Raw genomic sequence first — 19,901 nt, forward strand, 5'->3', positions numbered from 1 at the left:
CATGATCCGCTGGCTGAGTCTTGCCTTCGTCCTGCTGCTGGCCGGTTGCGCCCAGCATGCGCCGTTGCCGTCCGCGTTGCCGCCGCTGGCGACGCCGTTGCAGCTGCACATCCAGCGCGAACAAGGCCAGGCCAGCCAACCCTCGACACAGGACTGGCTGCTGGTGATCCAGCAGGAAGGCACAGCGCTGCGCTGGTCGCTGATCGATCCGCTGGGCATCCCGCTGTCGCGCCAGCTGCTGCGTGAGGGAGAATGGAGCAACGACGGCCTGCTGCCGCCCAACCCCGAGGCGCGCGAACTCTTCGCCGTGCTGCTGTTCGCGCTGACGCCCGAGGGTGATCTCGCCTCGCGCTACCAGACCACGGACTACCGGGCGGACGAGCACGGTCGCCACCTGCAGCAACGCTGGAAGATCACCTACCGGTCAGCGCAGGAGTTCACCCTCGAATCCGCCGACCTTCGCTACCGGGTGACGCCCCTGAACGCCGAGAGCGCCGCACCATGACCGCCACCTTTCTCAACGAGCTGGGCCTGATCTGCGCACTGGGCAATGACCGCCGCGAAGTGGCCGCCGCGCTGCTGGCGGGCGAGTCCGCCGGCATGCAGGTGCAGGCCGGCTGGGTGCCGGGCAAGAGTGTTCCCGTCGGCACGGTGAAGGCACGCCTGGCAGCCATCCCCGACAAGCGCCACGACACCCGCAACAACCGCCTGCTGCTGGCTGCCGCCACTCAGATCGACCCGGCCATCCGCGCCGCCATCCAGCGCTACGGCGCTGCACGCGTGGCAGTGGTGCTGGGCACCAGCACCTCGGGCATCCAGGAAACCACCCAGGGCGTGCGCCACCACAGCCTGCACGGGCAGCTGCCCGAAGGTTTCCACTACTCCCACCAGGAGCTGTCGGACCCGGCCGTGTACCTCGCGGATCACTACCAACTGGCCGGCCCGACCTACGTGATTTCCACCGCCTGCACCTCCAGCGGCCGCGCCCTGCAGAGCGCGCGCCGGCTGCTGAACCTGGGGCTGTGCGATGCCGTGCTGTGCGGCGGCGTGGACAGCCTGTGCGAGCTGACGCTCAACGGCTTCAGCGCGCTGGAAGCGGTGTCGGATGAGCTGTGCAAACCGTTCTCCGCGAACCGCAAGGGCATCAACATCGGCGAAGGTGCCGCGCTGTTCCTGATGACCCGCGAGCCCGGTACAGTCGCCCTGCTCGGCACCGGTGCCAGCTCCGATGCGCACCACATCTCCGCCCCCGAACCCGAAGGGCGTGGCGCCCGCGCAGCGATGCGCAAGGCGCTGGCCGAGGCGCGGCTGGAGGCCGGGCAGATCGCCTACCTGAACCTGCACGGCACCGCGACCACGCACAACGACGTCATGGAGAGCCTTGCCGTCAGCGCGGAATTCCCCGCCGGCGTGCCCTGCTCCTCGACCAAACCGCTGTCCGGGCATACCCTCGGCGCCGCCGGCGCGCTGGAAGCGGCGTTCTGCTGGCTGCTGCTGGGCGAGCACAACCCTGACCGGCGCCTGCCGCCGCAACGCTGGGACGGCATCGCCGATCCGCAATTGCCGGCACTGCAACTGGTGGGCGACGACGCACCGCGATTGCCGGCCCAAGGCCCGCGCTACCTGATGAGCAACTCGTTCGCTTTCGGCGGCAACAACATCAGCCTGATCCTGGGCGAGCTGAGCAAGGATTCTGGAGTGACCCGATGATCGACTGGCCGATCGCCTCCCTGCTGCCCCACGCGGGCGACATGATCCTCATCGACGAAGTGCTCGACTTCGGCGACGAGGACATCCGCACGCGCCTGACGGTGCGCCCGGGCGGCCTGTTCAACGAAGCCGACGGCAGCCTGCCGGCCTGGGTCGGCGTGGAGCTGATGGCGCAGAGCGTCGCCGCCTACGCCGGTTGCCAGGCACGCTCGCGCGGCGAGCCGGTGGAGCTGGGCTTCCTGCTCGGCACCCGCCAGTACCAGTGCGACGTGGCGAGCTTTCCGGCCGGCGCGCAGCTCACTATCCATGCCATCCGCACCCTGCAGGACGACAATGGCATGGGCGTTTTCGAATGCCATCTGGAAGGACCGGGGATCAAGGCGCTGGCGCGCCTCACCGTGTTCCGCCCGCCAGAGGTTGCCAGCTATCTACAAGAACCCGCTCTCGCTGATCAAAAAACCGAGAACCGAGAGCCGAAAGAGCCAAGCGTATGACTGATTCCATCCTCGTAACCGGCTCCAGCCGTGGCATCGGCCGCGCCATTGCCCTGCGCCTGGCGCGGGCCGGCTTCGATCTGGTGCTGCACTGCCGCAGCGGCCGCGCCGAAGCCGATGCCGTGCAGGCCGAAGTCCAAGCACTGGGGCGCAGCGCCCGCGTGCTGCAGTTCGACGTGGCCGACCGCGAAGCCGCGCGCAACATCCTCGAGGCCGACGTGGAAACCCACGGCGCCTATTACGGCGTGGTGTGCAACGCCGGCCTGACCCGCGACGGCGCCTTCCCCGCGCTCACCGAAGAGGACTGGGACCAGGTGCTGCGGACCAACCTCGACGGTTTCTACAACGTCCTGCACCCGGTGATCATGCCGATGATCCGTCGCCGCCAGCCGGGGCGCATCGTCTGCATCACCTCGGTGTCCGGGCTGATCGGCAACCGCGGCCAGGTCAACTACAGCGCCTCCAAGGCAGGCGTGATCGGCGCCGCCAAGGCGCTGGCCATTGAGCTGGGCAAGCGGAAAATCACCGTGAACTGCGTGGCGCCGGGCCTCATCGATACCGCGATGCTCGACGAGCAGGTGCCGGTGGAGGAAATCCTCAAGATGATCCCCGCCCAGCGCATGGGCACCCCGGAAGAAGTCGCCGGCGCGGTGAATTTCCTGATGTCGGCCGAGGCCGGCTACATCACCCGCCAGGTGCTGGCGGTCAACGGAGGGCTGTGCTGATGAAGCGCGTCGTCATCACCGGCATGTCCGGCATCACCTCCCTGGGTTCGGACTGGGCGAGCATCGAGGCGAACTTCAGCGCCAACCAGAGCGGCATCCGCCGCATGGACGAGTGGGACCGCTTCACCGAGCTGAACACCCGCCTGGCCGGCCCGGTGCTGGACTTCACAGTGCCCAGGCACTGGACCCGCAAACAGCTGCGCAGCATGGGCCGCGTCTCGCGCCTGTCGGTGGGCGCCGCCGAGCGCGCGCTGGCCGACGCCGGGCTGCTGGGCGACGAATCCATCCGCGACGGCCGAATGGGCGTCGCCTGCGGCTCGTCCACCGGCAGCACCGACGAGATCAAGGCGTTCGGCAACATGCTGCTGAACTCGGTGGCCGACGGCCTCAACGCCAACTCCTACGTACGCATGATGCCGCACACCACGGCGGCGAATATCAGCATCTTCTTCGGCCTCACCGGCCGGGTGATCCCGACCTCCAGCGCCTGCACCAGCGGCAGCCAGGGCATCGGCTACGCCTACGAGGCGATCCGCTTCGGCCGCCTGCCGCTGATGCTCGCCGGCGGCGCCGAGGAGCTTTGCCCAACCGAGGCCATGGTCTTCGATGCGCTGTACGCCACCAGCCTGAAGAACGACACCCCGCAGCAGACGCCGCGCCCTTATGACAGCGGCCGCGATGGCCTGGTGATCGGCGAAGGCGCCGGCATGCTGGTACTGGAAGACCTGGACCACGCCCTCGCCCGCGGTGCGCGCATCCACGCCGAGATCGTCGGCTTCGGCAGCAACGCCGACGGCCAGCACACCACCCGCCCGGAACAGTCGACCATGCGCCGCGCGATGGAGCTGGCGCTGGAAGATGCCGGCCTGCCGACCGAGGCCATCGGTTACGTGAACGGCCACGGCACCGCCACCGAGCAGGGCGATATCGCCGAAACCCTGGCGACCAGCGAACTCTTCGGAAATCGCATGCCGATCAGCTCGCAGAAGAGTTTCCTGGGCCACACTCTGGGAGCGTGCGGTGCGCTGGAGTCCTGGTTCAGCATCGAGATGATGAACAGCGACCGCTACGTGCACACCCTCAACCTGGACGAGATCGACCCGCGCTGCGGCGACCTCGACTACCTGCGGGGCGAGCCGCGCGCGATGAGCCACGAGTACGTGATGAACAACAACTTCGCCTTCGGCGGGATCAACACCTCGCTGATCTTCCGCCGCTGGCGCTGAGCCTTTCTCACCGTTACCGCCCAACGACACTGCAAGGAGAGCAAACCATGTCCCGACTGATCCGCAGCCTGCTGCTCTGCGTGGCCACCGCGATGGCCGTCGGTTGCACCACCAAGCCCGTGGAAAACATCGACCAGAGCCTGCCGCCGGACAGCAACCGCACCTCGGTGCAGGTGCAGGCGGCAATCCACGATGCGCTGGAAGAGCAGAAATGGACCGTGCAGCAGGACTCCGGCAACGTGATCTACGCCGAGATCACCGTGCGTGAGCGGCACCACGCCGAGGTCAGCATTCCGTACAGCAGTCAGCAGTACTCCATCAAGCTGCGCAGCAGCCGCGGCCTGGACGAGAAGGACGGGCAGATCCACCGCAACTACAACAAGTGGGTCGCCATCCTCAACAACAAGATCCTGCAGAACCTGCACCTCGCCCCGCCGAGCAACTGATCCCCCTCATCGACAAGGAGTCGATCCATGCAACGCAAGACCCTCGGGCTGTTCGCCCTCGCGCTCTGCGCGTCCATCCCCGGCATCAGCCAGGCTCGCGACACCACCCTGCACCTGCCCTTCGACGAAGTCGTCGCCGAGGCGGTGAAGGCCGGTCGCCTGGACGGCAGCGTGAAGTTCTACCTGGCGGGCAACCCGGCGGGTGACAAGCTGAACGTGGTCCAGTCCGGTGCCATCACCAACAAGAAGACCAACGCCTTCAACAAGAGCGACGAGGAAGCCTGCCGCTGGGCCCTGCAATCGGCGCTGATCACCCTGCAGGATTCGGCGAAGAAGGCCGGCGCCACCGCCGTGACCAACATCGTCAGCTACTACAAGCGCAACGAGTTCAAGGACGCCAAGCAGTTCGAGTGCCACGCCGGCGCGGTCATCGCCGGCGTCGCGCTGAAGGCCGACTACGCCAAATAAGCCCCTGTCCCGCAGCGCTGTCCGCCGTGCCCGACTTTGGGTATCGGCGGATAAAGCGTTCCGCTTTATGCGCCCTGCCCACCCGTAGGGCGCATAACGCCCCAGGCGTTATCCGCCGATGTGCCTGAGTCAGGCCTGGATTTGCTGGGTCACCAGGTCGAAGAACGACTGCGCCAGGCGCGACGTCTCGTTGCGCCGCCGCACCAGCCACACCGAACTGGTCGCGCCCGGATCGCTCAGGGTGCGATAGACCACGCCATCCACCCGCGTCCGGCGGAACGACGCCGGCAGCATCGACACACCGAGCCCCGCTGCCACCAGGCCGATGATGGTCATCGCTTCGCCCGCTTCCTGGGCGATGCGCGGGCTGAAGCCGGCCTGCCGCGACAGCGCCATCAGCTGGCTGTAGAGGCCCGTGCCGTAACTGCGCGGGAAGAACACGAAAGGCTCGTCCGCCAGCAAGGCGAACTCCAGCCCCTCCTGACTGGCCTGCGCCAGCGGGTGATCGGCGCGCAGCACGGCCACCAGCGGTTCACTGAACAACTCCACGGCTTCCAGGGTTTCCGGCAGCGGGATCGGGCGGATCAGGCCGACTTGCACGCGCTCTTCCAGCAGCGCCTGCACCGCTTGCCCGCTGCTCAGTTCCTGCAGGTCCAGGTGCACGTCCGGGTAGGCCTGACGGAATGCCAGGATGGCTCGCGGGATGCTGGAGGTGAACGGCGCCGAGGCGGTGAAACCCACCTTCAACTCGCCGATCTCGCCCTGGTGCGCACGCCGCGCCAGCAAGACGGCGCGATCCACCTGCTGCAACACCTGCCGCGCTTCGTCGAGAAACAGCTTGCCGGCCTCGGTCAGCGCCACGCGGCGGTTGGTGCGCTCCAGCAGCCGCGCGCCGATTTCCTCCTCCAGCGCCTGGATCTGCTGGCTCAGCGGCGGCTGGGAAATCCCCAGCTGTTCGGCGGCACGGCCGAAGTGCAGCTCTTCCGCCACGGCGATGAAATAACGCAGGTGTCGCAGTTCCATCCGGCCTCCGCCATCAACGATTCGTAAAACGACTCAAATGTGTCGATTAATATATTGGAAATAATAAAGCTCGCTCCTTATCCTTTCCACACAAGCCCAATAACGACTACCAATCTGCTCCTTGCCTGGCCGCGCGGGCCTTTTTCCGCCACTCCAGGTCCTCTGCTGTCATCTACCCCAGCTTTTCCATCCAGAGGTGTGTCGTGAGTCAACCTGCCCTGCGGGCTTTGCGGGAAGAACATTCCATGGCGGCCGAGCCGCCTGTCGTACAAGAACCGGTAGCCGCCAACGACCCGGCCGAGCTGCTGGACGCTGCGCGTGAAGCCAACGACGACGTGGTGCGCGCCGTCGAAGAGATCGAAACCTACATCGAGAAAGGCACCCCGGAATTCATGCGCACATCGCTGGCGCTGTTCTCCGGCGGCTTCGCCACCTTCGCCCTGCTGTACTGCGTGCAGCCGATGATGCCGGTGCTGTCCAGGGCCTTTAGCCTGACCGCCGCGCAGAGCAGCCTGGTACTGTCGATCTCCACCATCACCATGGCTTTCGGCCTGCTGGTCACCGGGCCGATCTCCGACGCCATCGGGCGCAAGTCGATCATGGTCGCCTCGCTGGTCCTCGCCGCCCTGTTCACCCTCGGCAGCTCGCTGATGCCGACCTGGCACGGCGTGCTGGCCATGCGCGCGCTGCTCGGCCTGTCACTCAGCGGTCTGGCGGCGGTGGGCATGACCTACCTCTCCGAGGAAATCCATCCGCAGCACATCGGGCTGTCCATGGGGCTGTACATCGGCGGCAACGCCATTGGCGGCATGAGCGGGCGGCTGATCAGCGGCGTGCTGGTGGACTACGTGAACTGGCACGTGGCGCTGGCCACCCTGGGCGTGCTCGCCCTGGCCGCGGCGCTGCTGTTCTGGCGCATCCTTCCCGAATCGAAGAACTTCCGCCCGGCGCCGCTCAAGCCGCGTCGGCTCATCGAGGGCTTCACCGGGCACTTCCGCGATGCCGGCCTGCCCTGGCTGTTCCTCGAGGCGTTCCTGCTGATGGGTGCCTTCGTCACCCTGTTCAACTACATCGGCTACCGCCTGCTGGCAGAGCCCTATCACCTGAGCCAGGCCATCGTCGGCGTGCTCTCGCTGGTCTACCTGTCAGGCATCTACAGCTCGGCCTGGGTCGGCTCGCTGGCCGACAAGCTGGGCCGACGCAAGGTGCTCTGGGCGATGATCGCGCTGATGCTCGGCGGCGTACTGATCACCCTGCTGCAGCCACTGCCCCTGGTACTGGCTGGCCTGCTGGTGTTCACGTTCGGCTTCTTCGGCGCGCACTCGGTGGCCAGCAGCTGGATCGGCCGCCGCGCCCTCAAGGCCAAGGGCCAGGCGTCGTCGCTGTACCTGTTCTGCTACTACACCGGCTCCAGCGTCGCCGGCACCGCTGGCGGCCTGTTCTGGCACCAGTACGGCTGGAACGGCGTGGGCCTGTTCATCGCCAGCCTGCTGGGCATCGGCCTGCTGGTGGCTCTGCACCTGGCGCGCCTGCCAGTGTTACCGCGCGACCTGCCCGCGCTCAACAAGGCTGGGTAGTTTCTACACACAAGATAATCTGCATGCCTAAAAACGACATGGAACGGTCGTGCAAAGACATTTATCTCAGATCAGACAACGCCTGCCAGGCGGGCGTTGTGGGATAAATTCCCAACCTACGACTTAAGTCGTAACAGAATGTGGCGCGATCCTTGCGTTCATTATGTCGAACGACTTGTTGGAATCCTGAAACGGACCTCGACTCCCGCAGTACGCAATTCCCTCCGTAGTTGTAGGTAAAGCATGAGCAGCACCCCCTCTTCCGGGCTCTCCCAGGGCCTGCAAAATCGTCACGTCACGATGCTTTCGATCGCCGGTGCCATTGGCGCGGGCCTGTTCGTAGGCTCCGGCCACGCCATCGCCGAAGCCGGCCCGGCCGTCATGGTTTCCTATCTGGTCGCCGGCCTGCTGGTGGTCCTGGTGATGCGCATGCTGGCCGAAATGGCCGTCGCGCAGCCGGACAGCGGCTCCTTCTCCACCTACGCCGACCGCGCCATCGGTCACTGGGCCGGTTTCACCATCGGCTGGCTGTACTGGTGGTTCTGGGTTCTGGTGATCCCGCTGGAAGCCAACGCCGCCGCCGCGATCATCCACGCCTGGTTCCCCGGCGCGCCGATCTGGGTGCTGGCCTTCCTGATCACCTCCGCCCTGACCGTGACCAACCTGTTCAGCGTGAAGAACTACGGTGAGTTCGAGTTCTGGCTGGCGCTGATCAAGGTCGTCTCGATCATTGCCTTCCTGGTGCTGGGCTGTGCGGCCATCTTCGGCTTCTCGCCCAACAGCGAAGTCTCCGGCATCGGCCACCTGACCAGCGAAGGCTTTCTGCCCAAGGGCTGGGGCGCCGTGCTCGCCGCGCTGCTGACCACCATGTTCTCCTTCATGGGCTCGGAAATCGTCACCATCGCCGCCACCGAGTCCAAGGACCCGGAGCAGCAGATCACCCGCGCCACCAACTCGGTGATCTGGCGTATCGCGCTGTTCTACCTGCTGTCGATCCTGATCGTGGTCTGCCTGGTACCGTGGAACGACCCGCGCCTGGTGAGCATGGGCTCCTACCAGACCGTGCTCGAGCACCTGCACATCCCATACGCCAAGCTGATCGTCGACATCATCGTGCTGGTCTCGGTGACCAGCTGCCTGAACTCGGCGCTCTACACCGCTTCGCGCATGATGTACTCGCTGAGCAAGCGCGGTGACGCACCGAAGATCGCCCAGGTAACCAGCGCCAGCCGCACCCCGGTCTATGCCGTGCTGCTGTCCACCGCCATGGCCTTCCTGTGCACCTTCGCCAACTACCTGGCTCCGGCCGAAGTGTTCAACTTCCTGCTGGCCAGCTCCGGCGCCATCGCCCTGCTGGTGTACCTGGTGATCGCCATGTCGCAACTGCGCATGCGCAAGAAGCTGCTCGCCCAGGGCCACCAGCTGAAGCTGAAGATGTGGCTGTTCCCCTGGCTGACGTGGGCGGTGATCGTCTTCATCGTCGGCGCCCTGGTGATCATGCTGATCCGCCCGGATCACCGCATGGAAGTGGTCGCCACCACCCTGCTGACCGTCGTGGTGGTCTGCTCCGGCCTGCTGGTGTCCAACCGCCGCAAGTCCCAGCGCGCCGCCGGCCTGGTAGGCGACGCCGCGTGATGCACTCTGAAGGGGCCTGAGGCTCTTTGAGGGAATGAAGAAGCCCCGCTGCAGAGCGGGGCTTCTTTTATGGTGCTCACCTGCACGAGCACCCCATGGACGCGATCGCGGGCATGGCCACTCCTTCAGGGAGCTTCGCTGCCGGTACAAAAAAGCCCCGCATTTGCAGGGCTTTTCAGTGAAGCGTCAGGCTCAGTGATACTGCGCCGACAGCTCGTGTACCGCCTCGAAGAACGCGCCGGCATGGGCTGGATCGACCTCCGGTGTAACACCGTGGCCAAGGTTGAACACGTGGCCATTGCCGTTACCGAAGGCGCCGAGGATGCGCGCCACTTCGGCGCGGATGGCTTCCGGCTTGGCGTAGAGCACTGCCGGGTCCATGTTGCCCTGCAGGGCCACCTTGTCGCCGACGCGGGCGCGGGCGCTGCCGATGTCGCAGGTCCAGTCCAGGCCCAGCGCTTCGGCGCCGGTATTGGCCATGGATTCCAGCCACAGGCCGCCACCCTTGGTGAAGAGGATCACCGGCACGCGACGCCCTTCGTGTTCACGGATCAGGCCATCGACGATCTTCTGCATGTAGGCCAGGGAGAACTCCTGGTACGCCGCCGCCGACAGGCTGCCGCCCCACGAATCAAAGATCTGCACCGCTTGGGCGCCCGCCAGGATCTGGCCGTTCAGGTAGCTGGTGACCGACTGCGCCAGCTTGTCCAGCAGCGCGTGCATGGCCTGCAGATTTTCGTAAAGCATCGCCTTGGACTTGCGGAAGTCTCGGCTGGAGCCGCCCTCGACCATGTAGGTGGCCAGGGTCCAGGGGCTGCCGGAGAAGCCGATCAGCGGCACGCGGCCGTTCAGCTCACGGCGGATGGTACGCACGGCGTCCATCACGTAGCCCAGGTCCTTTTCCGGATCGGGGATCGGCAGGGCTTCGATGTCGGCCAGACTGCTGACGACCTTCTTGAAACGCGGGCCTTCGCCGGTCTCGAAGTACAGGCCCTGGCCCATGGCGTCGGGGATGGTGAGGATATCGGAGAAGAGGATCGCCGCGTCCAGCTGCGGGTAGCGGTCCAGCGGCTGCAGGGTCACTTCGCAGGCCATCTGCGGGTTCATGCACAGGCTCATGAAGTCACCGGCCTTGGCGCGAGTGGCGCGGTACTCCGGCAGGTAGCGGCCTGCCTGGCGCATCATCCAGACAGGGGTGACATCGACGGGCTGCTTGAGCAGGGCGCGGAGGAAGCGATCGTTCTTCAAGGCAGTCATAACGGCATCCGGCAAAAAAGTGCGGGTATTTTCGCAAAGCCCAAAAGAAAAGGCACGGCGGGTGCCGTGCCTTTCGTCCATCGCGACAGTTTGTCGCTGCGTCATCCTCGTAGGGCGCATAACGCCAAAGGCGTTATTCGCCTACGTGGATCGCACTCAGACGCCCAGGTAGTCCAGGATGCCTTCGGCGGCGGTGCGGCCCTCGAAGATCGCCGTCACCACCAGGTCGGAACCGCGGACCATGTCGCCACCGGCGAAGATCTTCGGGTTGCTGGTCTGGTGCTTGAACTGCGAGGCGGCCGGGGCGATGACGCGACCCTGGCTGTCGATTTCCACCTGATGCTGGTCGAACCACGGGGCCGGGCTCGGGCGGAAGCCGAAGGCAATCAGCACGGCTTCGGCCGGGATGATTTCCTCGGAACCCGGGATCGGCTCGGGGCTGCGACGGCCACGGGCGTCCGGCTCGCCGAGACGGGTCTCGACGACCTTCACGCCTTCCACCTTATCCTCGCCGACGATGGCGATGGGCTGGCGGTTGAAGAGGAATTTCACGCCCTCTTCCTTGGCGTTCTTCACCTCTTTGCGCGAGCCGGGCATGTTCTCTTCGTCACGGCGATAGGCGCAGGTCACGCTCTTGGCGCCCTGGCGGATGGAGGTGCGGTTGCAGTCCATCGCGGTGTCACCACCGCCCAGCACCACGACGCGCTTGCCCTTCATGTCGACGAAGTCTTCCGGCGACTTCTCGAAGCCCAGGTTGCGGTTCACGTTGGCGATCAGGAAGTCCAGCGCGTCGTGCACGCCGGGCAGGTCCTCACCGGGGAAGCCGCCTTTCATGTAGGTGTAGGTGCCCATGCCCATGAACACGGCATCGTACTCATCGAGCAGCTGCTCCATGGTCACGTCCTTGCCGATCTCGGTGTTCAGGCGGAACTCGATGCCCATGCCGCTGAAGACTTCACGACGGCGCGAGAGCACCTGCTTCTCCAGCTTGAACTCGGGAATGCCGAAGGTCAGCAGCCCACCGATTTCCGGGTTCTTGTCGAACACCACCGGGGTCACGCCATTGCGCACCAGCACGTCGGCGCAGCCCAGGCCCGCCGGGCCCGCGCCGATCACCGCGACGCGCTTGCCGGTGGGCTTGACCTTGGACATGTCCGGGCGCCAGCCCATGGCGAAGGCGGTATCGGTGATGTACTTCTCCACCGAGCCGATGGTGACCGCGCCGAAGCCGTCGTTCAGGGTGCAGGCGCCTTCGCACAGGCGGTCCTGCGGGCACACCCGGCCGCAGACTTCCGGCAGGGTGTTGGTCTGGTGGGACAGTTCGGCGGCGGCGAGGATGTTGCCTTCGGAGACCAGCTTCAACCAGTTGGGGATGAAGTTGTGGACCGGGCACTTCCACTCACAGTACGGGTTGCCGCAGCCCAGGCAACGGTGGGCCTGGTCAGCCGCCTGCTGCGGCTTGAACAGGTCGTAGATTTCCACGAACTCGCGCTTGCGCTGGCGAAGAAGCTTCTTCTTCGGATCCTTGCGCCCGACTTCGATGAACTGGAAGTCATTGTTAAGACGTTCAGACATTTTCAGACCTCATCAAACTTCTGGCGCTTATTGCGGGTTGGCACGAGTGCTGGTCAGCAGGGAACCGAGGCTTGCCGCCTTCGGTTTCACCAGCCAGAACCGACGCAGGTAGTCGTCGAGGTTCTCCAGCAGATGTGCGCCCCACTCGCTCGCCGTTTCCGCCACGTACTCGACCAGCACCTTGCGCAGATGGTTGCGCTGGGCCTCCATCGCCTCGCCGCTGATGCGCTGGATTTCCACCAACTCATGGTTCACGCGGTCGACGAAGGTGTTGTCCATGTCGAGGACATAAGCGAAGCCGCCGGTCATGCCGGAGCCGAAGTTGTAGCCGGTCTTGCCCAGTACGCAGATGAAGCCGCCGGTCATGTATTCGCAGCAGTGGTCACCGGTACCTTCAACCACGGCATGGGCGCCGGAGTTGCGCACGCCGAAACGCTCGCCCGCGGTACCGGCGGCGAACAGCTTGCCGCCAGTGGCGCCGTACAGGCAGGTGTTGCCGACAATGGCCGATTCCTGCGACTTGAATGGGCTGCCCTTGGGCGGGGTAACGATCAGTTTGCCGCCGGTCATGCCCTTGCCGACGTAGTCGTTGGCGTCGCCTTCCAGGTACAGGTGCAGGCCGCCGGCGTTCCACACGCCGAAGCTCTGGCCCGCAGTACCCTTGAAGCGGAAGGTGATCGGCGACTTGGCCATGCCCTGGTTGCCGTGGACCTTGGCGATCTCGCCGGAAATCCGCGCGCCGATGGAACGGTCGCAGTTGCAGATGTCCAGTTCGTACTCGCCACCCTTGGCGCCCTGGATAGCGGAGCGCGACAGCTCGACCATCTTCTCGGCCAGCAGGCCCTGGTCGAACGGCGGGTTCTTCTCGACTTCGCAGAACTGCGGCTTCTCGGCCGGGATCAGGTCGCTGCCCAGCAGCGGCGTGAGGTCGAGGTTGCCCTGCTTGGGCGTCTCGCCCGGCAGGATTTCCAGCAGATCGGTACGGCCGATCAGTTCTTCCAGGCTGCGCACGCCGAGCTTGGCCAGCCACTCACGGGTCTCGCTGGCAATGAAGGTGAAGAAATTCACCACCATGTCCACGGTACCGATGAAGTGGTCCTTGCGCAGCTTGTCGTTCTGGGTGGCGACGCCAGTGGCGCAGTTGTTCAGGTGGCAGATACGCAGGTATTTGCAGCCCAGGGCGATCATCGGCGCGGTGCCGAAACCGAAGCTCTCGGCGCCGAGGATGGCCGCCTTGATGACGTCCAGGCCGGTCTTCAGGCCGCCGTCGGTCTGCACCCGGACCTTGCCGCGCAGGTCGTTGCCGCGCAGGGTCTGGTGCGCCTCGGCGAGGCCCAGCTCCCACGGGGAACCCGCGTACTTGATGGAGGTGATCGGCGAAGCACCGGTACCGCCGTCATAGCCGGAGATGGTGATCAGGTCGGCATAGGCCTTGGCCACGCCGGCGGCGATGGTGCCGACGCCGGGCTCGGAAACCAGCTTCACCGATACCAGCGCCTGCGGGTTGACCTGCTTGAGGTCGAAGATCAGCTGGGCAAGGTCTTCGATGGAGTAGATGTCGTGGTGCGGCGGCGGCGAGATCAGGGTCACGCCGGGGACCGCATAGCGCAGGCGGGCGATCAGGCCGTTGACCTTGCCGCCAGGCAGCTGGCCACCTTCACCGGGCTTGGCGCCCTGAGCCACCTTGATCTGCAGGACTTCGGCGTTGACCAGGTATTCCGGGGTGACGCCAAAGCGGCCGGTGGCCACCTGCTTGATCTTCGAACTCTTCAGCGTGCCATAGCGCGCCGGGTCTTCACCGCCCTCACCGGAGTTGGAGCGCCCGCCCAGGCGGTTCATGGCTTCGGCCAGGGCCTCGTGGGCCTCCGGCGACAGCGCGCCGAGGGAGATGCCGGCGGCGTCGAAGCGCTTGAAGATGGATTCCAGCGGCTCGATCTCGTCCAGGCTCAGCGGCTGCTCGACGGTCTTCACCTTGAGCAGGTCGCGCAGCATCGACACCGGGCGGCTGTCCACCAGAGCGGTGTATTCCTTGAACCTGGCGTAATCACCTTGCTGCACAGCGGCCTGCAGGGTGTTCACCACGTCCGGGTTGTAGGCGTGGTATTCGCCGCCGTAGACGAACTTCAGCAGGCCACCCTGCTGGATCGGCTTGCGGTTGTTCCAGGCCTCGAAGGCCAGCAGCTTCTGCTCGTTCTCGATGTCGAGGAAGCGCGCGCCCTGGATGCGGCTCGGGGTACCCGGGAAGCACAGGCCGGTGACTTCGTCGGCCAGGCCGATGGCTTCGAACAGCTGGGCGCCACGGTAGGAGGCGATGGTGGAGATGCCCATCTTCGAGAGGATCTTCAGCATCCCCTTGGAGATGCCCTTGCGGTAGTACTTGAAGACCTCATAGAGGTCGCCCAGCACTTCGCCGGTACGGATCAGGTCGGCCAGCACTTCGTAGGCGAGGTACGGGTAGACCGCGGACGCGCCAAAGCCCACGAGAACCGCGAAGTGGTGCGGGTCACGGGCGGTGGCGGTTTCCACCAGGATGTTGGAGTCGCAACGCAGGCCGGTCTGCACCAGGCGGTGGTGCACGGCGCCGACGGCCAGGGCCGCATGCACCGGCAGCTTGCCGGGGGCGATGTGACGGTCGGACAGCACCAGCAGCACCTTGCCGGCGCGCACGGCTTCCTCGGCCTGGTCGGCGATGTTGCGTACGGCCGTTTCGAGGCCGACGGACTCGTCGTAGTTCAGGTCGATGTGGTGCAGGTCGAAGCCCGGACGCTCCAGGTTCATCAGGGTCCGCCACTTCGCCGGGGAGATCACCGGGGTGGTCAGGATCGCCTGGTTGGCGTGGTGCGGAGACTCTTCGAAGATGTTCTGCTCGATGCCCAGACAGGTTTCCAGGGACATCACGATCGCTTCGCGCAGCGGGTCGATCGGCGGGTTGGTGACCTGCGCGAAGACCTGGCGGAAGTAGTCGTAGGGCGAGCGGATGCGCTTGGACAGCACCGCCATCGGGGTGTCGTCGCCCATGGAGCCGACCGCTTCCTGGCCCTGCTCGGCGAGCGGGCGCAGCACCTGGTCACGTTCCTCGAAGGTGACCTGGAACATCTTCATGTATTGCTTGAGCTGGTCGCCGTCATAGCTGGCAACGCCCTGGTCATCATCCAGGGTCGCCTGGATGCGCAGCGCGCTCTGGCGCAGCCACTGCTTATAAGGGTGGCGCGACTTCAGGCGGTTGTCGATGTCCTCAGTCTGCAGCAGCTGGCCGGTCTCGGTGTCCACCGCGAGGATCTGGCCCGGACCGACACGGCCCTTGGCGATGACGTCCTCGGGCTTGTAGTCCCACACGCCGATTTCCGAGGCGAGGGTGATGTAGCCGTTCTTGGTGGTGACCCAGCGCGAGGGACGCAGGCCGTTGCGGTCGAGCAGGCAGACGGCATAGCGGCCGTCGGTCAGCACGACGCCGGCGGGGCCGTCCCACGGCTCCATGTGCAGCGAGTTGAATTCGTAGAACGCGCGCAGGTCGGCGTCCATGGTCTCGACGTTCTGCCAGGCCGGCGGAATGATCATGCGCAGGCCACGGAACATGTCCATGCCGCCGGTGACCATCAGCTCGAGCATGTTGTCCATGCTGGAGGAGTCGGAGCCCACGCGGTTGACCAGCGGGCCGAGCTCGTCCAAGTCCGGCATCCACTCGTTGGCGAACTTGGCGCGACGGGCCTGGGCCCAATTGCGGTTGCCGGTGATGGTGTTGATCTCGCCGTTGTGCGCCAGCAGGCGGAACGGCTGGGCCAGCGGCCATTTCGGCAGGGTGTTGGTCGAGAAGCGCTGGTGGAAGACGCAGATGGCGGTCTTCAGGCGCTCGTCGGAGAGGTCCGGATAGAAGGCGGCGAGGTCCGCCGGCATCATCAGGCCCTTATAGATGATGGTCTTGTGCGAGAAGCTGCAGATGTAGTGATCGGCGTCCTCGGCGTTGGCCACGGAGGAGCGGCGACGGGAGCTGAACAGCTTGACCGCGAATTCCTGGTCGGACAGGCCTTCGCCGCCGATGAACACCTGTTCGATCTGCGGCAGGCGCTCCAGCGCCAGGCGACCCAGGACGCTGGTGTCGATCGGCACCTTGCGCCAGCCGACCAGCTTCAGGCCGGCGCGCTCGATCTCGCGATTCATGTTCGCGCGGGCGGCTTCGGCTTTCACCGGGTCCTGATTGAAGAAGACCATGCCCACGGCGTATTGGGCGGGCAGCTCGGCGCTGAAGGACTCTTGGGCCACGGCGCGCAGGAACTGGTCGGGCTTCTGGATCAGCAGCCCACAGCCGTCCCCGGTTTTCCCGTCCGCGTTGATCCCACCTCGGTGGGTCATGCAGGTCAGTGCTTCGATGGCGGTTTGCAGAAGTTCGTGGCTTGCCTCGCCCGTCATATGGGCGATCAGACCGAATCCGCAGTTATCCTTGAACGTCTCAGGATGGTACAGACCTGCTTTCATAGGGAACTCTCACCGGCAAAACTTTTATAAATTCCAGGGTCTGCTGACGTTTCGCCATCGCCCTGTTTCGCCGTGCAGGCTCGTTTCCCGCGCACCCCAAAGGCTCGGGCCGCATCTATCGTGCAGCGCCGTTGTAGCCCCTGGTTCACCTGGAATGACCGCTCCGCGCGAGATGCCACGTCTTACCCAACGTGGCGGCGGTTCCGGCCCTGGCCATGACGAAACGTCAGCAGACCCTCTTCAAGCACTTCGCCTGTCTACTCGCTCAAGCGGCAAGTTTCCGATAGGCAAAGGGAGGTCATTGTACACATGGGGAAAGCGACGTCACTGTTTTTTTTGACGCACTGCTGACACCCGATGTCGCATTTTTATAAGAATGCAGCAAAAGACACAAGCCAATAAAAAAGCCGAGCCCCAGGGTATGGGGCTCGGCTTTTTCAGCATTGCGACACTGCGACCTTTCAGCGCGCCCCGGCGATGTCCTGCTGGATGCTGGAGAACGGACGAGCCCAGGGCTTGGAAGCCTGGATCTTCGCCGGCAACTTCTTGATCGCCGCCTGCGCGGAGGCGCGGTCGGCGAAGCTGCCATAGGTCACGACGTAGAACGGCTTGCCCTGCAGGTTCTTGCGGAAGTAGCGGTAGTCGCCGCCGCCCTGCTGGCTGATGAAGGCCTTCGCGCTGGCTTCGGAGCCGGTGCCCAGCACCTGCACGGAGTAGCGCGAACCGGCCTGGGACTGGTACCAGCTGCTGCCGCCGGCACTACCGGTTGCTGCGGCGGGCTTGCTAGCAGCAGTCGCCGGCTTGGCGCTGGCAACGGTGGTGGCGGGCTTGGTCACAGCCGGCTTGGCGGCCTGGGCGGGCTTGGCCTGCGCGGTGGCGGCCGGCTTGACCGGCTCCGCACGCGGCGTGGGCGCAGGAGTCGGAGCTGGCTGGATCGCAGCCTGCTGCTGGACGGGAGCCGCCGGCACCGGGTTCAGTGGTTTCGGGCCATTGTTCGCCAGCGGGGTCACCGGCGGCGCGGTGGTGGTCACAGTGGGAGGGATGGCTGCCGAAGGCATGCCGCCTTCGTCGGCATCTTCCTGGCCACCGGCCTGGGCCATGGGTTCGCGGATCACCGGCTGGCTTTCGCCCACCAGCGGCAACGGCAGCGGCTGGTTGGAGCCGGCGAACTCCACCGACGGGCCATTGCCCTGGGCATCCGGCTGCGGCTGCGCGCCCGGCTGCGGAGCAGCAGCGCCACCCAGCGGCAGTTGCGACGAAGTCTGCGCAGTGGTGTTGCTCGCAGTCTCCGGCTTGGTAGTCTTGCCCTGCATGAACCAGGCGGCGATGACGCCGATGGCAACCACGCCAAGGATCGCCAGGTGCTTCTTCGGCAGCTTGAAGCCGGCACCGGCGGCTTTGCGCTCGCCACTGCGGTCAGCCAGCATCGCCTCGATCATGGCGTCGCGGGCGGTCTGGTTGATGGTGCCGGGCCAGCCGCCGGACTGCTCGTGGATGTCAGCCAGCAGGTCGGCCGAGATCAGCTCGATACCCTGTCCTGCACCCTCGAGGCGTTGCGCCAGGTACTCACGGGTCTCTTCCTCGCTGTACGGCTGAAGCTCGATGGCGTGGAAGCGCTCCTCGCCCTCGGACAGCACCTCGAGGCGCGACAGCAGCTCGGGCTCGCCGAACAGGAAGACGTGCAGGCGCGCTTCGGAGTTGCCGGCCGCCAGCAGCAGCAGAACTTCGAGGGCGTCGTCGCGCAGTTGCTCGGCGTCATCCACCAGCAGGTAGACGTCCTGGCCGGTGATCGCCAGCTGGGCGACCTTGGCGAGGATCGGCTCGATGCTGGTCTGGGTGATGCCCAGTCCTTGTGCGAGCTGACGCAGCAGAGTGGCTTCATCGGTCACCGAGCGACCGGAAATCACTACGCTGGAGACGGCGTCCTTGTTGGTGCTGGCCACCAGGGCCTGGCGCAACAGGGTCTTGCCACTACCCAGCGGGCCGGTCACGGCCAGCAGCAGCTGGCTGTATCGCGCCAGGTGGTGCAGCTGACCCAGTACGGGCTTGCGCTGCGCCGGAAAGAACTTGAAGCCCGGAACCCGCGGTGCGAACGGGTCGTGACTGAACTGGTAGTGGGCCAGGAAGGCCTCATCGGCATGCAAGCTGGACATGGGACCTCAGTGTTCTCCTGCCTGACCGACCAGTGCCTGGTAGTCAGCGCGCAGTGTTTCTTCCAGAATCTCACGGGGGAATTCGGCGGTCACGACCGCGCCCCCCAGCCCTTGGAGCAATACCAGACGCAGACGGCCATCGAGCACTTTCTTGTCAACGGCCATGTGCTCGAGAAAATGCTCGGCGTTCATTTCCTGCGGCGGGACCACCGGCAGCTTCGCTGCGGAGAGCAGACGGATGCCGCGATCGAGCTCGGCCTTTGTCAACCATCCCAGCCGATGCGACATCTCAAGTGCCATCACGGTTCCCGCACCCACGGCTTCGCCGTGCAGCCACACGCCATACCCCATGTGGGTCTCGATGGCATGGCCGAAGGTGTGGCCCAGATTGAGGGTGGCCCGGACGCCGGTTTCCTTCTCGTCGGCACCGACTACGCGGGCCTTGGCAGCGCAGGAGCGCTCGATGGCTTCGGTCAGCGCTGTCGGCTCCAGCGCCAGCAGATCATCCATGTGCGCTTCCAGCCAGGCGAGGAAAGGCTCGTCGCAGATGAACCCGTACTTGATCACTTCCGCCAGGCCCGCCGACAGCTCGCGCGGCGGCAGGGTCTTCAGGGTCGCGGTATCGATGATCACAGCCTGAGGCTGGTAGAAGGCCCCGACCATGTTCTTGCCCAGCGGGTGGTTGATGCCGGTCTTGCCGCCCACGGAGGAATCGACCTGGGACAGCAGGGTGGTCGGAACCTGAATAAAGTCGACGCCGCGCTGGTAACAGGCTGCGGCGAAACCGGTCATGTCGCCGATGACGCCGCCGCCCAGGGCGATCAGGGTGGTCTTGCGGTCGTGCCGCGCGGTCAGCAGACCATCGAAGATCAGCTGCAGGGTTTCCCACTGCTTGTAGGCTTCGCCGTCGGGGAGCACGACCGTGGTGACCTTGTAGCCGGCCAGGGTCTTCTGCAGTCGATCCAGGTACAGCGGCGCGATGGTTTCGTTGGTGACGATGGCTACCTGACGGCCACGGATGTGCGGCTCGAAGTAGCGCAGATCATCCAGCAGCCCTTCGCCGATATAGATCGGGTAGCTGCGATCGGCCAGATCGACGTTGAGTGTGCGCATGAAACCCCCAGGCAATAAAGGGGACT

15 protein-coding genes are annotated in these 19,901 nt (G+C 65.4%); 9 read left to right on the forward strand and 6 right to left on the reverse strand.

The features are described 5' to 3' along the window. Window position 1: 1 nt before the first annotated feature. Genes IB275_RS28010 through IB275_RS28040 form a run of 7 tightly spaced genes read left to right on the forward strand, consistent with a single transcriptional unit; the run spans window position 2 to window position 5,069 of the window. Window positions 2–505, forward strand: a complete 504-nt coding sequence (locus IB275_RS28010) for a hypothetical protein (RefSeq protein ID WP_081515435.1) — start codon at window positions 2–4, stop codon at window positions 503–505. Continuing rightward, a complete protein-coding gene (locus IB275_RS28015) occupies window positions 502–1,710 on the forward strand; it encodes a beta-ketoacyl-[acyl-carrier-protein] synthase family protein (RefSeq protein ID WP_192293144.1) in 1,209 nt (402 codons plus the stop codon). The genes IB275_RS28010 and IB275_RS28015 overlap by 4 nt, the downstream gene beginning before the upstream one ends. Then, the gene (locus IB275_RS28020) at window positions 1,707–2,204 is read left to right on the forward strand and encodes a hotdog family protein (RefSeq protein ID WP_081515433.1); all 498 of its coding nucleotides are present in this window, start codon (window positions 1,707–1,709) and stop codon (window positions 2,202–2,204) included. Before IB275_RS28015 ends, IB275_RS28020 begins: the two co-directional genes overlap by 4 nt. Next, entirely contained in the window at window positions 2,201–2,929 is a 729-nt protein-coding gene (fabG, locus tag IB275_RS28025) for a 3-oxoacyl-ACP reductase FabG (RefSeq protein WP_081515432.1), read from the forward strand. The genes IB275_RS28020 and fabG overlap by 4 nt, the downstream gene beginning before the upstream one ends. Then, window positions 2,929–4,155, forward strand: coding sequence for a beta-ketoacyl-ACP synthase (locus tag IB275_RS28030; RefSeq protein ID WP_192293146.1), 1,227 nt, complete (start codon window positions 2,929–2,931; stop codon window positions 4,153–4,155). Before fabG ends, IB275_RS28030 begins: the two co-directional genes overlap by 1 nt. 47 nt (window positions 4,156–4,202) lie before the next feature. Continuing rightward, window positions 4,203–4,601, forward strand: coding sequence for a hypothetical protein (locus IB275_RS28035; protein WP_081515430.1), 399 nt, complete (start codon window positions 4,203–4,205; stop codon window positions 4,599–4,601). A gap of 27 nt (window positions 4,602–4,628) precedes the next feature. Further along, on the forward strand, window positions 4,629–5,069 hold the full coding sequence (locus IB275_RS28040) for an excinuclease (RefSeq protein ID WP_192293148.1): 441 nt from the start codon (window positions 4,629–4,631) through the stop codon (window positions 5,067–5,069). Window positions 5,070–5,198: 129 nt separating this feature from the next. Here IB275_RS28040 and IB275_RS28045 read toward each other — a convergent pair whose 3' ends face one another. Further along, complete coding sequence (locus IB275_RS28045) at window positions 5,199–6,092, reverse strand: LysR family transcriptional regulator (protein WP_081515428.1); 894 nt, start codon at window positions 6,090–6,092, stop codon at window positions 5,199–5,201. A gap of 245 nt (window positions 6,093–6,337) precedes the next feature. On the opposite strand from IB275_RS28045, the gene IB275_RS28050 reads away from it, so the two are divergent. Beyond that, a complete protein-coding gene (locus tag IB275_RS28050; protein WP_192293651.1) occupies window positions 6,338–7,669 on the forward strand; it encodes an MFS transporter in 1,332 nt (443 codons plus the stop codon). 243 nt (window positions 7,670–7,912) lie between these two features. Then, window positions 7,913–9,304, forward strand: coding sequence for a GABA permease (gene gabP / locus IB275_RS28055; RefSeq protein WP_192293150.1), 1,392 nt, complete (start codon window positions 7,913–7,915; stop codon window positions 9,302–9,304). A 192-nt stretch (window positions 9,305–9,496) separates the two neighbouring features. Here the strand turns inward: gabP and hemE are convergent, their stop codons facing one another. The 5 genes from hemE to aroB form a co-directional block, all read right to left on the reverse strand. Further along, complete coding sequence (hemE, locus tag IB275_RS28060) at window positions 9,497–10,561, reverse strand: uroporphyrinogen decarboxylase (protein WP_192293152.1); 1,065 nt, start codon at window positions 10,559–10,561, stop codon at window positions 9,497–9,499. A gap of 156 nt (window positions 10,562–10,717) precedes the next feature. Further along, the gene (locus tag IB275_RS28065) at window positions 10,718–12,136 is read right to left on the reverse strand and encodes an FAD-dependent oxidoreductase (RefSeq protein ID WP_192293154.1); all 1,419 of its coding nucleotides are present in this window, start codon (window positions 12,134–12,136) and stop codon (window positions 10,718–10,720) included. 27 nt (window positions 12,137–12,163) lie between these two features. After that, window positions 12,164–16,609 (reverse strand): glutamate synthase large subunit, encoded by a 4,446-nt coding sequence (gene gltB, locus IB275_RS28070; protein ID WP_192293156.1) that lies wholly within the window; start codon window positions 16,607–16,609, stop codon window positions 12,164–12,166. Window positions 16,610–17,070: 461 nt separating this feature from the next. Next, the gene (locus IB275_RS28075; RefSeq protein ID WP_192293158.1) at window positions 17,071–18,762 is read right to left on the reverse strand and encodes an AAA family ATPase; all 1,692 of its coding nucleotides are present in this window, start codon (window positions 18,760–18,762) and stop codon (window positions 17,071–17,073) included. A gap of 6 nt (window positions 18,763–18,768) precedes the next feature. Then, window positions 18,769–19,875: a 3-dehydroquinate synthase gene (aroB, locus tag IB275_RS28080; RefSeq protein WP_192293160.1), complete on the reverse strand. Its 1,107-nt coding sequence runs from the start codon at window positions 19,873–19,875 to the stop codon at window positions 18,769–18,771. Window positions 19,876–19,901: the final 26 nt, after the last annotated feature.

It is taken from the genome of Pseudomonas sp. PDM21 (assembly GCF_014852505.2).
Taxonomy (GTDB): Bacteria; Pseudomonadota; Gammaproteobacteria; order Pseudomonadales; family Pseudomonadaceae; genus Pseudomonas.